General features: G+C 62.0%; 13 protein-coding genes. 6 read left to right on the top strand and 7 right to left on the bottom strand.

The genetic code is table 11. The features are described from left to right. Positions 1-129 precede the first annotated feature (129 nt). From P3T40_RS15790 to gltA, 3 genes are all read right to left on the bottom strand, one after another. Entirely contained in the window at positions 130-990 is an 861-nt protein-coding gene (locus P3T40_RS15790) for a MurR/RpiR family transcriptional regulator (protein ID WP_429268645.1), read from the bottom strand. A gap of 65 nt (positions 991-1,055) precedes the next feature. After that, positions 1,056-3,335, bottom strand: coding sequence for an amylo-alpha-1,6-glucosidase (locus tag P3T40_RS15785; protein ID WP_429268644.1), 2,280 nt, complete (start codon positions 3,333-3,335; stop codon positions 1,056-1,058). 279 nt (positions 3,336-3,614) lie between these two features. Next, positions 3,615-4,916 (bottom strand): citrate synthase, encoded by a 1,302-nt coding sequence (gltA, locus tag P3T40_RS15780; RefSeq protein WP_429268643.1) that lies wholly within the window; start codon positions 4,914-4,916, stop codon positions 3,615-3,617. Positions 4,917-5,409: 493 nt separating this feature from the next. Between gltA and P3T40_RS15775 the strand changes: the two genes are divergently transcribed. After that, complete coding sequence (locus tag P3T40_RS15775; RefSeq protein WP_429268642.1) at positions 5,410-5,817, top strand: hypothetical protein; 408 nt, start codon at positions 5,410-5,412, stop codon at positions 5,815-5,817. A gap of 94 nt (positions 5,818-5,911) precedes the next feature. Here the strand turns inward: P3T40_RS15775 and P3T40_RS15770 are convergent, their stop codons facing one another. The 3 genes from P3T40_RS15770 to P3T40_RS15760 all read right to left on the bottom strand — a co-directional run bounded on the left by P3T40_RS15770 (position 5,912) and on the right by P3T40_RS15760 (position 8,976). Then, complete coding sequence (locus P3T40_RS15770; RefSeq protein ID WP_429268731.1) at positions 5,912-6,709, bottom strand: alpha/beta fold hydrolase; 798 nt, start codon at positions 6,707-6,709, stop codon at positions 5,912-5,914. Positions 6,710-7,076: 367 nt separating this feature from the next. Further along, a complete protein-coding gene (locus P3T40_RS15765; protein ID WP_429268641.1) occupies positions 7,077-8,129 on the bottom strand; it encodes a rod shape-determining protein in 1,053 nt (350 codons plus the stop codon). Between the two features lie 190 nt (positions 8,130-8,319). Then, a complete protein-coding gene (locus tag P3T40_RS15760; RefSeq protein WP_429268640.1) occupies positions 8,320-8,976 on the bottom strand; it encodes an alpha/beta hydrolase in 657 nt (218 codons plus the stop codon). A gap of 300 nt (positions 8,977-9,276) precedes the next feature. Between P3T40_RS15760 and P3T40_RS15755 the strand changes: the two genes are divergently transcribed. After that, complete coding sequence (locus tag P3T40_RS15755) at positions 9,277-10,854, top strand: DHA2 family efflux MFS transporter permease subunit (protein ID WP_429268639.1); 1,578 nt, start codon at positions 9,277-9,279, stop codon at positions 10,852-10,854. Positions 10,855-10,964: 110 nt separating this feature from the next. Next, the gene (locus P3T40_RS15750; protein WP_429268638.1) at positions 10,965-11,879 is read left to right on the top strand and encodes a glutaminase; all 915 of its coding nucleotides are present in this window, start codon (positions 10,965-10,967) and stop codon (positions 11,877-11,879) included. A 65-nt stretch (positions 11,880-11,944) separates the two neighbouring features. On the opposite strand, the gene P3T40_RS15745 is transcribed toward P3T40_RS15750, so the two are convergent. Next, positions 11,945-13,075: a LysR family transcriptional regulator gene (locus tag P3T40_RS15745; RefSeq protein ID WP_429268637.1), complete on the bottom strand. Its 1,131-nt coding sequence runs from the start codon at positions 13,073-13,075 to the stop codon at positions 11,945-11,947. On the opposite strand from P3T40_RS15745, the gene P3T40_RS15740 reads away from it, so the two are divergent. The 3 genes from P3T40_RS15740 to P3T40_RS15730 all read left to right on the top strand — a co-directional run bounded on the left by P3T40_RS15740 (position 13,008) and on the right by P3T40_RS15730 (position 16,339). Continuing rightward, positions 13,008-14,135: an alkene reductase gene (locus P3T40_RS15740; RefSeq protein ID WP_429268636.1), complete on the top strand. Its 1,128-nt coding sequence runs from the start codon at positions 13,008-13,010 to the stop codon at positions 14,133-14,135. The two genes, P3T40_RS15745 and P3T40_RS15740, sit on opposite strands and share 68 nt — an antisense overlap. A gap of 420 nt (positions 14,136-14,555) precedes the next feature. Beyond that, complete coding sequence (locus P3T40_RS15735; protein WP_429268635.1) at positions 14,556-15,467, top strand: PadR family transcriptional regulator; 912 nt, start codon at positions 14,556-14,558, stop codon at positions 15,465-15,467. Between the two features lie 56 nt (positions 15,468-15,523). Next, a complete protein-coding gene (locus tag P3T40_RS15730) occupies positions 15,524-16,339 on the top strand; it encodes a siderophore-interacting protein (protein WP_429268634.1) in 816 nt (271 codons plus the stop codon). Positions 16,340-16,387: the final 48 nt, after the last annotated feature.

Below are 16,387 nucleotides of genomic sequence, written 5' to 3'. Positions count from 1 at the left end.
GGGATTCGGAGGTAAAACGATGGCCCTGATTACAGGGTAATTGGTGCGGCGCGCCATTGCGGCGCCGAGGCTTGCTGCGCTCAGACATTGCGAGGTGCGCCGGCACCTCGCCCACCTTGCACGCCTCGCTCAAGGCACGTATGTGCCTTTTGCGTGCATTGAGCGCTCGGAAATCTCAAGTTGCTCGACCGCATCGGCACCCTCGAGCGCCAGCAGATGGGCCACCAGAGATTCCGCAATTGCCGTGGCCGCGACCAGCGACGGAAAGAACGAAGGGCTTTCGTGTGAAAAAATGAGTACCTTGTCGGCATTGAGCGCGATCGGCGACACAGCGCTGTCCGTAATGGCGATGAGCTTGCTGCCCTTCTCCAGGGCCGCTTCAGCGACGCGTGCGGCCTCCACCGAATAAGGCGCGAAGCTGATGACGACGGTCGCGCTATCGCGTTCGATGGTGCGCAGTTGCATTTCCAGCGTGCCAGCCTCACCCGTCAACAGCGACACCGATGAGCGGAACAACCGGTACCCGTAGACGAGACCGAACGCCACCGCATAGCACGAGCGAAAACCGGCCACATGGACATGCGGAGCGCGGCGCAACAGGCGTGCCGTTTCGACGATCGCACGCGCGCTGTGAGCGGCGGTGACGTCGAGATTATGTTGTTGAGCGACCAGCAGATCGTGCGCCAGCGCGTCTTTGGCGTTGGCCTTCACGAGCGAACGGGCGCGGCTCGCGAGCGGCTCCGGCCGCGTGCGCACGCGCGCTACAAACAGATTGCGTAGTTCGTTCCAGCCGGGAAAACCGAGTTGTTGCGAAAGCCGCACGAGCGATGCCGGTTGCACCTGGGCCCGTTCGGCGACCTTGCGCATCGAGGAAACGGCGACTTCGTCGGGATGATCCAGCAGGAAGGCGGCGCCCATCTGGAATTGCGGACTCAGTTCTGAGAAGCGCGCCCGGATCAGGGCGGCGAGCTGGTCGAAACTGTCGGGCATGCGGTGGACCGGGGAGTGAGTTGACAACAAATGTTACCACCCGGCACCACGCATGCCACGGACTTCTACAGCAAGGCGACAACCCGCACGTCACCCTGTTCGGCCGACGCGACCACCTTGCCCGCGACCCGCCGGAAAGTGATCGTCACCGTGGAATCGCCGACGCGCATATCGCCGATTTCGAGCCAATCGATGCCTTCAGGCAGCATCGGCTGTTCGATCAGCACTTCGCGCTTCGCTGCGTCGATAGTCACGCCCAGACACGCTTCCAGCATCATGAACGGCGAACCCGCCGCCCACGCCTGCGGCAGGCACGCCACCGGATAAGCGGTAGGCGGTTCACCGCGCCGCCGCGGGAAGCCGCAGAAGAGCTCCGGGAGACGCATGTCGAAATTGACCGCGGCCTGGAACAGCGCCTGCAGCAACTTCACAGCCGTTGCCTTACCGCCGTAGCGCGCCACGCCTCGTGCGCACAGCGCGTTGTCATGCGGCCAGACGGAACCGTTGTGATACGCCATCGGATTGAAGCGCGCCTGCCCTGCAGCCAGCGTGCGCACACCCCAACCGGTATGGAACAGCGTCGACTCCAGACCTCGCACGACCGCTTCGCCGCGCTCGCGCGACGGCAGGCCGAAGGCGAGCAGGTGGCCGGCATTCGAGGCCAGCACACGGCACAGTTCGCCATGGCCGTCGAGGGCGATGCCGTAGAAGCCCGAATCTTCCATCCAGTACTTCTCTTCCACGCATTCGCGGATGGCCTTGGCACGCTTGCTATAGGCGGCAGCATCGTCGGACAGACCGCGCAGCTCAGAAAAGTGCGCCATGGTGTCGAACGCGGCGCTCGCGTAAGCCTGCACTTCGACCAGCGCAATCGGGCCGTCGGGAAAGCGACCGTCGGCGTGAAAGACAGAATCGTGACTGTCCTTCCAGCCCTGATTCGCCAGCCCGCCGTCCGATTCGCGCTGATAGTCAAGCAGACCGAAGCGGTTCTTGTCGCACACGCCCGAGACCCAGGCCGCCGCGCGCTTGAGCGCCGGCCACAACTCGTCGATCAGGCTCACGTCGCCGGTACGCGCCACATAGGCGCCGGCCAGCACGATAAACAGCGGCGTGCTATCGACGCCGCCGTAATACAGCGCGAACGGCACTTCGCCGGTGGCGGCCATTTCGCCCTTGCGCATTTCATGCATGATCTTGCCAACCGCGGCGTCGCGGAAGGCCGAGTTCTCGAGCGCCTGATGCTCGGCAAGAAAGCGTAGAACCCCGCGCGCGAGGCCCGGCTGCAACCACAACGTCTGCAAGGACGTAATTAACGCATCGCGGCCAAAGGGGGTCGAAAACCATGGGATGCCGGCGTACGGATAGGGGCCGGTTTCCAGATCGGTGGTCAGCAGGCCGAGGTCGGCAAGCGAACGGTCGATCCACGCGTTAAAGAGCGGATTGCTCGAGCGCACCCGCGCGGTGGCACGACGCCGGTCGCGCATCACCAGGTGAGCCTCCACCAGCGCGGCGCGCACGGCCGCACGGCCGACTCGCGGACGCTCCGCATGGATCTGCGACAGATGCGCCTCGCTCTGCGTCTGGACCGGCATTGAGACGCCGGCGCTGACGACCGGCTTCTCGGCCCGTACCTTCACCGCCACAGCGAGATAGATCGACACGCACGCCTGCGCAGGCAGTTCCACCGTATAGTCGGCGCGATTGGCAAACAGCTTGTCCGGCGTCGGCGAAAAGGCGATCTGCACGTCACGTTCGACGTCATCGAGCCCCACGTAGCCCAACAGCACTTCGCCGTTCTCGACACGCGCCGGTTCGACGTTGCCCTTCTTGTCGCGTTTCAGGCCGCGCACTTCGAACATGTCGCGGAAGTCGCTGGCGAAAGAAATGGAAAGTGGCACGACTGCGTCTTTCGTGCCGTAGTTGGTCAATTCGATCGCTTCGTTGAGCACAGTGCCTGACAAGACACGCACGCGCTCGACGTGGATCACGCCTTCGGGCGTGCTGTCGCCACCGAGCGGCGGCAACGGACGGTTGGTCAGATGCGCCGTGAACGCCGCATTGTCGCTGCTGACGCTGCCCGATAGCAGCGACGGCGCGCGACCGCCGAAGGTCAGGCGCAGTTGCGACAACACGCGCGTATCGTTGACGAAGAGGCCATCATCGTGGCCGGTGATGTCGCCAAGCGCGTCGTTGACGATAAAGGTATCGCCCGACTTCAATACATACTGGTTGGCGCTGGCGACGTTGAGGTTTTCTGGAGGGATGAACGCGGTGTCCGCTTCATGTTCCGCGCGGTCCGCACCGCCTTTGTGCGTCAGTCCACCGAGTGCTTCTGGATCCTGCATCAGCTTGCTCCTGTGCTATGGGCTTCGTTCCGATTGTAGAGGGTCTGCGCCCGTCGAACGAACTTAACACAGGTGTGTGGTGGATTTGCGCACGCGTGCCTCGTCGAAGGCGTAACAAAACGCTACGGCGGCGTCCCCGCGCCCATGTGCGTATGCAATTGGCACGCGTCATGCAGTTTGTAAACAGACCGCGGGCGCTGCCCCCATAACAGGAGCAGCGCCCGCTTGCCTGTGCCCGGGCGAAGCTCAAGCACAAGTCACACTCATCGAGTGATCAAATCACCGTTGCGCGATCGGCTTCGCTTCACGTGCAGTAGCGCCGACGAACAACTGACGCGGACGGCCAATCTTCTGCTCCGGATCCGCAATCATTTCGTTCCACTGTGCAATCCAGCCGACCGTACGCGCCATCGCGAAGATACACGTGAACATGGCCGTCGGGATGCCCAGCGCGCGCTGCACGATGCCCGAGTAGAAGTCGACGTTCGGGTACAGCTTGCGCGACACGAAATAATCGTCTTCCAGCGCGATCTTTTCCAGTGCCATGGCCAGCTTGAACAGCGGGTCGTCATGCAGGCCCAGTTCTTCCAGCACTTCGTGGCAGGTTTCGCGCATCAGCTTCGCACGCGGATCGTAGTTCTTGTACACGCGGTGACCGAAGCCCATCAGCTTCACGCCCGAGTTCTTGTCCTTCACCTGCTTGATGAACTCAGGAATGTTGTCGACCGAGCCGATCTCTTCCAGCATGTTCAGTGCGGCTTCGTTCGCGCCGCCGTGTGCCGGGCCCCACAGGCAGGCGATACCGGCTGCGATACACGCAAACGGGTTCGCACCCGACGAACCGGCCAGACGCACCGTCGAAGTGGAAGCGTTCTGTTCGTGGTCCGCGTGCAGGATCAGGATACGGTCGAGGGCGCGCACCAGCACGTCGTTGACCTTGTACTCTTCTGCCGGATTCGCAAACATCATGCGCATGAAATTCGCGCTGTACGACAGGTCGTTCTTCGGATACACGAACGGCTGACCGACCGTGTACTTGTACGCCATGGCCACCAGCGTCGGCAGCTTCGCGATCATGCGAATGGCCGAGACTTCGCGGTGCTCAGGGTTATTGATGTCGAGCGAGTCGTGATAGAACGCCGATAGCGCGCCGACTGCCGCGACCAGAATTGCCATCGGGTGCGCGTCGCGACGGAAGCCGCGAAAGAAGAAGTGCATCTGCTCGTGCACCATCGTGTGCTGCGTGACGGTTTCGACGAATTCCTTCTTCTGCGCTGCGTTCGGCAGTTCGCCCTTCAGCAGCAGATAGCAGGATTCGAGAAAATCGGCATTCTGCGCGAGGTTGTCGATCGGATAGCCGCGATACAGCAGCTCACCCTTGTCACCGTCGATGTAGGTGATGGCCGAGTTACACGCCGCCGTCGACATAAAGCCTGGGTCGTACGTGAACTTGCCGGTCTGGCCGTACAACTTGCGGATGTCGATCACGTCAGGGCCAAGCGTGCCCTTGTAGATCGGCAGATCAATGGTCTGGTCGCTGTCAGAAAACTTCAGCGTTGCGTGTGTCTTAGAGTCGTTCATCTACGCTTTCCTTTTACTATCGCATGGCACACGTGCCGGACTACGAGTGCCTTAAAAGACCAGATTAATGGCGGGACCGCTGCTTTATGCGCTTATGACTCGCAACTGTGATCTGCAATTCCGGTCCAGCCATCCTGTCGTTGCTCGCCATGCTCCGGCTCAGGCGTGCATTTTACGGCTCCAGCGTCAATTGATTGCGACGATTGACCGCAACAATCCATCTCTACCTCAGCAACATTCGTTGTGAATTATTTTAAAACCCATTGCCTTGAAACCATTGCACGGCACACGCATATTGGTCAGATAGAACCCGCCAGCCAAATGAAAGACAGCGTTGAGAACGCAACAATGTATTGCAGTCAGCATGCAGCACAACGGCGCGTCCTCTGAGATACTCGTTGCGTGTGTTGCTTCCCCTGCAAAACACATCGCTGTTTTTGGCCCGCCGTTCGCGGCGGGCCTTTTTATCCAGTCAGAAGAACAGGACCATCAGATGAACGCCTCGCTCGAAACGCTGTTTCCGGACCTCAACCACACCGAAGACAGCATCGTCACCGCACTGAACCATCAGGACATCGTGGTGGCGTTGTCGGCGGCACTGAAGACGCAAAACGTCGCTGTGCTGCATATGTTGTATCCGCGTACCGACGCGCGCACGCACGCCAGCCTCGACGCCCTCGTTTCCAAGCTGCAAAGCCATGGCCTGCACAAAGTCGCCGGACTGGTTGCCAATGAAGCGCACTACCTGGTGTTCAAGGAACCGGTGAAGGCATGGAAAGCCTTCCAGGAAATCCGCAACGACTCGCTCGCGATCGGCGTGCACCTGTACTACCACGGCCTCGTCGGCGAAGCAGCCGAACTCGCGCTCGACGCCGACGCGCACCGCAAGGCCGAACGGTAAGCCACAGACCCACCACCGCCCAAACCGCAGCCGCAGCGCGAATTCGCTACTAGCGCGCGCCCTCTGCGGCGGCAAGCCTGCGTGTCACGCCGAATCAGCCCTGATTTGCAGCACTCATGCTGCGGATAAATTCGTCGATATATCGATTGAACGCTGAGGGGTGCGCAAGATTCATCCCGTGCGAGGCGCCGCGCACCGTCTCGCGCCGCGCATCCGGCAACCACGAAGCGAGCGCAGTCGCGGTACGCCTGAACATCTCGGGACTCTTTTCGCCGTCGATCAGCAATATTGGGCAGCGCACGTGTGCGGCGTCTTCCGGCGTATAGGCCGGGAGCGGATCACGGAATTGACGGGCGAGCGTGTGGGCGTTATCGGTCGCCATCGTGCGGAACGCGTGGGTGCTTCTCGCCCAGAAACCGGGGCGGCTCACTGAATCGACGAACAGTTGCAGGCCCGCTTCCACATTGCCCTCTTCGATCAGCTGTGCGGCTCGCGCCCGCAGCGCATTGACCGTTTCCGGCAAGCGTGCGGCCGGCCTTCCAGCGATTTGCAACGGCCCGCCTGGGTCAGCGAGCGTCAACGTGCGTAGATGCTGAGGATGGCACCGCGCAAAATGAAACGCCACGCAGCCACCACGCGAATGGCCCACGACGTGTGCGGGTCCCGCGCCGAAGCGCTCGATAAATTCGGCCACCTCGTCGGCGTGATTGCTCCAGCTAAACGGCATGTCAGGCGGCGTATCGGTCATCGGCCAGTAGTGCGTGAGGCTCACGGCAACGCAGCGATAATGCTTCGCCATCCCGTCGAGTTGCGGCTGCCAGTAGCGGTAGTCGCACAACGAACCGTGCACGAACAGCAGCAAATCGCCCTCGCCTTTGACGACATAGGGCATGCGCAAGCCGTTCGATAACTCGAGAAACGACGTGGATAAAACGGGATCAGGATGAGTCACGGGTCGATTCGGGGACAACGCAGCGAGCGCCTGTCAGGCGTGCTGGTTCTTCAAAGGTGAAGTGAAACGGATTGCGCCTGCGAGTCCGTTCGGGCCGCAGGGTCAGCGAAATAAGGCGGTATTGTCACACAGGTTGTTGACACTCGCGCAGGCAATCAAAGCCTGAGGCGGCGGCTATGCGTCGGGCGGCGGAATGTACTGCAGCAAGAACGGCTTTATGGATGCCGGGGCGTATAACTATGGGCACACATGAGTCGCCGCAAACGCCTGCACGCCTGAAGTGCGGGTAATTTCGGCTTATTGCGGGTTATTCGTACACCAGTTCGTCGAGCAAACCAGCTTCCGCTGCTGCCCCCGCGCCGCGCACTGCACAGGTCAGCGGCTCATCTGCCACGCGCACCGCGAGGCCGAGCTCAGCGGTCAGGCGCCGTCCGAGGTTGGCGAGCAACGCGCCGCCGCCGGTCAGCACGATTCCGGTGTCGGCGATATCCGTTATCAGTTCGGCCGGCGCGCTTTCGAGCGCCGTCTTTACGGCGCCGATCACCTGGCGCAGCGGCCCGTCGATCGCATCGGCGATATCGTGATTATTGAGCTCGACTGTCCGCGGCAGACCGTCGTCGACGCTGCGGCCGGTCGCGTTCATGCGCTCCATCGGCACGTCGCGCATCGCCGAACCGATGGTCTTTTTCACGTGTTCCGCGGTTTGCTCACCGAGCACCACGCCGTACACATTGCGTACATAGTTGATGATGGCCGAGTCGAACTGGTCGCCCCCGACGCGAACCGAGCCGTTGTAGGCCATGCCGCCCAGCGCGATTACGCCGACTTCCGTCGTGCCGCCGCCAATATCGACCACCATCGAGCCGGTTGCCGACGAGACCGGCAAGCCCGCACCGACCGCCGACGCCAACGACTCGCCGATCAGGCTCACTTTCCATGCACCCGCCGCCACCGCGGCTTCCTTGATGGCCCGGCGTTCGACCTCGGTCGCCCCCGCCGGCACACAGATCGTGAACGCCGCCCGGCGGCCGAAGAACTGCCGCGGCCGCGCCATATCGACGAACTGCCGGATCATGTGCTCTGCGGCGGAGAAATTGGCGATCACGCCATGCCGCATGGGCCGTACCGTCTCGAGATTATTGGGCGCCCGGCCGAGCAGTTGCTTGGCCTCGCTGCCGACCGCCGCCACCCGCCTGCGCCCCGCCTCGGCATGCCTCTGGAAACACACCACGGACGGCTGATTCAGCACGATCCCGCCGTCGTCGGTATAGATAAGCGTATTGGCCGTGCCGAGGTCGACCGCCACCGTGTGACGAAACAGTCCCCTGAACAACGAATGGTGCGGCTTCGGTCTGGCCATAGATAGGCTCTGCGTATGTCGTTATCGCCCTTTTGGGGCGCTGCGATGATTCCCCGTTCCGCTCATCTCGCCTCACCCCTTGACGGGGCATTGCGAGACATTTATGCGGCGCGCGTGATTTTCACGCTTATGAACCATTAACGGCAAGCAGATCAAATTCTTTAGGCCGACTTATATATTTCGATATTTTTCAGGGGCGTTGAGTCCCGAATGCGCGAATAAGCGCATCGCGGCCCAGCACGAGGCCTTCGGTGGAAATCGTATGAGCAATCCCAGGCAGCGCAAACGCACCGACCGCGAAACCCGCATCGCTGAACGCGTTGGCCGCGCGCTCCAGTTCAAGCACCGGAATCACCGGATCTTCGACGCCATGTACGAGCGTCAACGGCGTGCGGGCTTCAGTGGTGATGCGGGAAGCAAGCCGGCCTGAATACGCCACGACCGCCGCAGGCGCGTCGTCACTCGTGGCGGCGTGATGAAGCGCCATCATCGAGCCCTGCGAAAAGCCCACCAGCGCAAGCTGATCGAAAGAAAGCTGCCAATATGCCAGCTCGGCGTCCAGCATCCGGCGCAGTGCGGGGTAGGCGCCGGCGACGCGGCCGATGCGGTTGGCCTCGTTCACGTCGCGCAGGCTGAACCATTGCCGTCCGCCGAAGCCACCGTCGAAGCGTTCGCTGCCGTCGAGTGACGTAAAGGCGACCTCGGGCAGTGCGTTGCGCCAGCTATCGGCGAGCGGCAACAGGTCTTGCGCATTGCTGCCGACGCCATGCAGCAGCACAACCAGCGCGCGCGCCGGCGCGTTGACCGGCGTCAGGCGCCAGCCATGATCGAATTGTTCCCAGGCCATTGCGATTCCTCTTTCTTCTGATTGCGTATCTGTATCCCTGCTCACAGCCGCGAGCATACGCTTTCAGTTATCTTTTTGCCGCCTTTGCCGAGCTGACCCCTGCCCGCGCCGATAACCCTTCTGCGGGAATACAGGTATGCTTTTGACTGCCTTCGACCGGCGCTATGTGCCAGCCTGCTTTGCACCTGCTGCCTTGCACGCACAGCCAGCAGGCAATTTACAACGCACGAACACCTACACGCCGCCGGGCATCTGCCACGGCGCGGCATCATCACCGATCATTTTGCTCCGGAGAATCGATTGAGCCAGCCCGCCCCTGCGCCCGCATCGCCCCCGCCGGCACCGCCACCACCGCTCAAGGGCGGCCAGCTCGTCCTTGCGACGATCGCCGTAGCGCTCGCCACCTTCATGAACGTGCTGGACACGTCGATCGCGAATGTCGCGATTCCGACCATCTCGGGCAATCTCGGCGTATCGGTGGATGAAGGAACCTGGGTGATTACTGTGTTCGCCGCCGCCAACGCCGTGTCGATTCCGCTGACCGGGTGGCTCACGCAACGCATCGGCCAGGTGAAGCTGTTCGTCGGCGCGATCCTGATGTTCGTGGTGTCGTCGTGGCTGTGCGGCATCGCGCCGACGCTGCCCATCCTGCTGATTGCACGGGTGTTGCAGGGTGCGGTGGCCGGCCCGCTGATCCCGCTCTCGCAAGCCATTCTGCTCGGCTCGTATCCAAAGGAGAAATCGTCGACGGCGCTGGCGTTATGGGCTATGACCGCCACCGTCGGCCCGATTGCCGGACCGGCACTGGGCGGCTGGATCACCGATAGCTACAGCTGGTCGTGGATTTTCTACATCAATATCCCAGTGGGTATTTTTGCGGCCGGGGTCACGTGGATGATCTACCGCACCCGCGAAACGGCCACCCGCAAACCGCCTATCGATGTGGTCGGACTCGGCCTGCTGATCACCTGGGTTGCCTCACTCCAGGTGATGCTCGACAAAGGCAAGGACCTCGACTGGTTCTCGTCGCCGGTGATCGTCATTCTCGGTATCACGGCGATCATCAGTTTTGCGTTCTTCCTCGTCTGGGAGCTGACTGAAGACAATCCGATCGTCGATCTGCGTCTGTTCACGCAGCGCAATTTTCTGGGCGGCACGATTGCCATTTCGGTGGCCTACGGTGTGTTCTTCGGCAACCTCGTGCTACTGCCGCAATGGATGCAGGAATACCTGAATTACCGCTCCGTCGACGCGGGCCTCGTGACCGCGCCGCTCGGGATATTTGCGGTGATTCTCGCGCCCGTTATGGGCCGCGTCCTGCCGCGCTCGGATGCACGGATCATCGCGACGCTCGCCTTTATCGGCTTTGCAATCGTGTTCTACATGCGCTCCAGATACGTGATCGAAATCGACACCTGGCATCTGGTGCTGCCCACGCTGCTGCAGGGCATCCCAATGGCGATGTTCTTCGTGCCGCTGACGGCGATCATCCTGTCCGGACAGCCGCCGAATAAAATCCCGGCAGCCGCGGGCCTGTCGAATTTTGCGCGGGTGTTCTGCGGCGCGGTGGGCACTTCCATTGCCGGCAACGAGTGGAATAACCGCACCGTGCTGCACCACGCCCGGTTGACGGAGCAAGCCACGATCGATAATCCGCTGTTCAATCAGCAGATGGATTCGACGCAGTCGCTGCTGCATCTGAACACCCAGTCCTCGCACGCGCTGTTCGACTTCACGGTCAATACACAGGCCGCAATGATGGGGCTGAACGATATCTTCTTCATCTCGGCGGTCATCTTTATTCTGATCATTCCGCTAATCTGGATCACGCGGCCTTCCAAGGGCGGTGGCGGAGCGGACGCGGCCGGTGCGCATTGAGGGTGTGAGAGCGCGTGAGTTGAGGGGGTGAGGCGCAGCAGCGCCCCACCCGGCTAGCCATATGCCGTGGCTAGCCAGTAAAATCGCGGCTTCTATGCTCGTCCATGCTCATGAACTACCAAGGCATCCTCGAACAGATTCACCAGGATCTGCAGCCCTATCTGGGAACCGGCCGCGTTGCCGACTACATTCCCGAACTGGCAAAAATCCCGGCCGACAGCTTCGGCATGGCCATCGTCACGCCGACCGGCGAGGTCTTCCGCACGGGCCAGGCCGATACCCGTTTCTCGATCCAGAGTATCTCCAAGCTATTCGCCTGCACGATGGCTTTCCGGCTGCTCGGTGACGAACTGTGGAAGCGCGTCGGCCGCGAGCCGTCTGGTACACCGTTCAATTCGCTGGTGCAGCTCGAAGCCGAGCAAGGCAAACCGCGCAATCCATTTATCAACGCCGGGGCTCTGGTTGTCACGGACGTGCTATGCCGCCGCTTCGTGCGGGCGGAGACTGCGCTGGTGGAGTTTATGCGGCGGCTGACCGGCGAGGTCACGATCGACTACGATTTGCGCGTCGCGCAGTCGGAAATGCAACATGCGGATCGCAACCAGGCGATGGCGCATTTCATCGCGAGCTTCGGCAACATGGAAATGCCCGTCCACGCGGTGGTCGACGCGTATTGCCGGCAATGCGCGATCTCGATGAGCTGCGTCGAGCTGGCCAAGGCTGCGTTGTTTCTGAGTAATGGCGGCGTCGTGCCGTCGACCGGCGAGCGCATTCTTGATAGCAGTTCGGCCAAGCGGGTGTCGGCTCTCATGCTGACCTGCGGTACCTATGATGCGGCGGGGGATTTTGCTTACCGCGTGGGATTGCCGGCTAAAAGCGGCGTCGGCGGCGGCATCGTCGCGGTGTTGCCGGGGGAAATGGCGGTCTGCGTGTGGTCGCCGGGGCTGGATACGAATGGGAATTCGCTTGCAGGCGTGCTGGCTCTGGAGTGGTTGACGACGGAGACGGGGCGGTCGATTTTCTAATAGCACTCGCAGCAGACACCCCCGAACCTTTCTTTCCACTGAGCGCGGGCGTAACCAGTCTCACGCTATGTTGCTACGCTAGCCGGCCCCGCCAGACGTTCGCGCATCGCCTCGACAAAGACCCGCACCTTCGGCAAAACCTGGCGTCTCGTTGGGTACACGGCCCAAATTTCCAGTTCCTTGGGAGTAGCGTCCTTAAGATCGATCTGCACCAGCTTGCCAGATGCGATATCCGCGTCTGCATGCCAGGTTGAGAGAACAGCAAGCCCCGCACCGGCCACGCACGCATCGGCAACGCCGTCAATGCTGCTGGTCGTGACGCGGCCGGAAACGCGGATCGCGCGCTCCTCTCCGTTCACATTGAATTGCCAATGCAATGTGCCGGTTGGCGTAATGCAATCGTGATCGGCAAGGTCACTGAGGCGGCTGGGGCTTCCACGCCGGGAAAGATACGTTGGGGACGCGCAGAGTATCCGCCTGTTGACGCCAAGCGAGGTGGCAATCAGATTTGAATCCCGCAACTCTCCGATCCGAACCGCGATGTCCACGCCAGTCGATACGATATCGACCACCGTATCGGTAAGCAGCATATCAACCCGCAAGCCGGGATTTTTATCCAGCAATGTGGTGATCAGCGGCATGATTACCGCCCCGCCGATTGACCCGCATGCCGTGACGCGCAGCAAACCCGCGGCCCCGTTTTGCGATGGCGAAATGACAGCGCGTCCCGCTTCCGCAGCTTCAACCATGGTGGACGCGAACGGAAGGAATGCCTCGCCCTCAGCAGTCAAGGACACCGACCGCGTGGTGCGCTGCATGAGGCGCACACCCAATCCCTCTTCCAGAGCTGCGAGCCGTCGCGTTGCGGCCATAGGTGCGATACCCATGCGTCTCGCTGCAGCCGAAAGACTGCCTGCCGCAGCGGCGTTCAAAAACACAGCGACGCCACCAAGGTCGATTTTCTCGGCATCCATATTTGTTTCCTTCGCGAATACTGTTAGCCGTGTACTGCGGCGGCATAGGACGAATTGTATCGAAAAACGATATACAAGATGATTACGGATGCCATCTACCCTATCATTGATATAATTGATAGCCTTGCGTTTCGAGACCTTCTGGAACGCAACTATGCAACCCGATCCGCTGTTTACTCCGCTTAAGCTTGGTGCGCTGGAACTGAAGCACCGCGTCGTCATGGCTCCGATGACCCGAATGCGTTCGGCTCAACCGGGCAATATTCCCCACGCACTGAACGCCGAATATTACGGACAACGCGCGAGCGAAGGCGGCCTGCTGATTACCGAGGCGACCGATATTACGCCGCAGGCGCAGGGCTACCGGGCGACGCCTGGCCTGTACACCGGCGAGCAGATAGCCGGCTGGCGCGCGGTGACAGACGCAGTCCACGGGAAAGGTGGCTTCATCTTCAATCAGATCTGGCACGTGGGTCGCATTTCGCATTCTTCGCTGCAACCCGATGGAGCGCTGCCCGTTGCGCCGTCCGCCGTTCGGCCAGCCGGCGATCACACCGACGCATCCGGTCAGTCCGTGCCTTTCGAAACGCCGCGTGCCCTGGAAGAAAAGGAACTTGCCGGACTGGTTAGGGACTTCGTCACGGCAGCACGCAATGCGCACGAGGCGGGCTTCGACGGAGTTGAGGTACATGGCGCAAACGGCTATCTGCTCGACCAGTTCCTGCGCAACGGATCAAACAAACGCACGGACCGATATGGGGGCTCGATTGAGAATCGAGCGCGCCTGCTACTCGAAGCGGTCGATGGCGTGACCACTGCACTAGGTGCGCAGCGAGTGGGTGTCCGACTGTCGCCTTGGAACGGATTTAATGACATGTCCGATAGCGACGGATGGGCACTGTGGGATTACGTCGCTTCCGAGCTCAACAAGCGTGACCTGGCCTACCTGCATGTCGTCGAACCGCGCGCTGACTTCACTACCGATTTGCCGCCCGACGCGAACGCTCCGGATGCGGCTGCTCACTTTAGGTCCGTCTTCACAGGTCCACTTATCTCTACAGGCGGATACGTCGCTGAAACGGCCCGTGCCGCGGTGACGGATGCGCGTGCCGACGCTATCGCATTCGGGCGTCCCTTTATCAGCAATCCCGACCTGCCTGAGCGGGTACGCATCGGGGCAGCCATGACCCGGCACGACCGCGCCACGTTCTATGGCGGGGACCATCGTGGCTACACCGATTACGCATCCCTCGAGAACGCCAGCCAGTCCTGCGGCGTCTGAACGCCAGTTCCCGCGCAATTCTGAGAAAGTGCCGGGTGGGCTACGCCCACCCGGTGCCAATCCGCCCGTCATTACACCCGCTTAGCCAGCTCCGCCAATCCACTCCACGCGGCGTCTTACCGATCGCCCGTTCGTTGACGCCTGCCCCGTCAAACTCAATCCAACCACGATTAAACCCAGCGATCATCTCGATCCGTGGCACGGGTCAAGCCGTGCCTTGCGACTGAAACAGCGCCTCCGCTGCTCAGGCGGAACGCCCTGCGCCTGTACCTTCAAAATCTCCAAGCAGCCTCGCTCAAACCGCCAATCTCGCGCCGGCGAAGACTCGTCGCATCTCATCCACCCCCACATTTTCTCTTTGACAAACCATCTTTAGATATATATCTTACGACACATCTTAAGACATAACGGAGCACACACATGCGCCATTCCCACCACACCCGCCGTCACCACGACACTGACGGCATGTATTCCCCCAACGGTTTCTCCCTGCACGCGCTATGGCACGCCATTGGCCGCGAGCGCTATCGCGAGGGCCGTGACGGCCGCGGTGGACGCGGTGATGGCCGTGGCTACGATCGTGCAGACGACCGCGCCCACGGCCGCGCCGAGCGCGGCTTCGAAGACTTCGCCGGCGCCGGCCGCGGTTCTCCCTACCCCGACCGTTTTTCGCTGCATGCCCTATGGCACGCCATCGGCCATCATCATCGTGGTGGCGAGCGCGGCGGTGACCGCGGCGGCCGCTTTGGTGGCCCCGGCGGCTTCGGCGGGGGCGACGGCGATGGTTTCCCGCGCGGCCGCAAGTTCAGCTCGGACGACCTGCAACTGCTGTTGCTGGCCTTGCTGGATGCCCAACCAAGTCACGGCTACGAGCTGATCAAGGCGCTCGAAACCCGCTCGAACGGCTTCTATAGCCCGAGCCCCGGCATGGTCTACCCCGCGTTGACCTACCTCGAAGAACTCGGTTATGTGACCGTCCAGCTGGAAGGCAACCGCAAGCGCTACGAGCTGGCTGAACCCGGCCGGCAGCACCTCGCGAACAACCGCGAGCGCGTCGAACTGATGCTCGCCAAACTGACCCATATTGCTCGCAAGATGGATTCGGTGCGCCGCGCCTTCGCTGGCGAAGAGCAACTGGATCCGGCCGAAGGCGGCTGGCTGCCGGAGCTGATCGAAGCCCGTCGCGCGCTCAAACATGCGCTGCTGCGCCGTGACAACGTGCCGGCCGCCGAACAGCGCCGCATCGCCGCGATCCTCGCGCGCGCCACTGCGGAAATTGAAGGCAACCCGGGCGCCGCGACCGGCGCCGACACAGGCGCTGGCGATATCTGAGCCCGCGTGGCCGATATCCCGAGCGCTGCCCGACACAACAACTGGAGAGAACACTTATGCTGACCAGGTCCGATCTCGCGGTCACCCGCGTACGTCATTCCTTGAAATTCCGTCTGCTGCAAGTCAAGCGGGTTCAACCGCTGACGCCTCACCTGATTCGCGTGACTTTTACCGGCGACGATCTGCACGACTTCGAATCGGCGTCGTTCGACGATCACATCAAGGTTTTCTTTCCGGCGCCGGGTGCCGACAAGCCGGTGCTGCCGAGCGCGGGGCCGAACGGCCCGGTGTTCCCGGAAGACCAGCCGCGGCCGGTGGCGCGCGACTTCACGCCACGCCGCTACGACCGCGCAGCGCGCGAACTGGATATCGAATTCGCCATGCACGAGGCCGGGCGGGCTGCGAGCTGGGCCGCCCAGGCCAAGGTCGGACAGTATCTGGGCATCGGCGGCCCGCGCGGTTCGCTGTTGATTCCGACCGGCTTCGACTGGCATCTGCTGATCGGCGACGAAACCGCGCTGCCCGCTATTGCGCGCCGCCTGAAGGAACTGCCAGCGGGTACACGTGTGGCGGCCATTCTGGAAGTTGCCGATCCGTCGGCGCGCATGGACTTCGACACCGAGGCCGAGCTGCATGCCGTGTGGCGCTACCGCAGCGAATCGCCGTATCGCGGCGACGCGCTGCTGCAGGCGGTACGCGAGACGTATCTGCCGGAGGGCGAAGGCTACGTCTGGGCCGCGGGCGAATCCGCCACCATGCGCGCGGTGCGGTACCACCTGTGCACTGAACGGGGCGTCGACAAATCGCGCATCCGTGCGGCGAGCTACTGGAAAGAGGGTGCCGTAGCGGTCCACGAAAACCTCGACGACTGAACCCGCGCGGTGCCCGTTGCCAGCCAGCCGGCTGGCCTTACTTTATCA

The sequence above is a fragment of the Paraburkholderia sp. EB58 genome, assembly GCF_050436665.1.
In the GTDB taxonomy this organism is placed as follows: Bacteria; Pseudomonadota; Gammaproteobacteria; order Burkholderiales; family Burkholderiaceae; genus Paraburkholderia.
The sequence above is the reverse complement of the archived record's forward strand: the minus strand, read 5'-3'. Positions and strand labels throughout refer to the sequence as shown.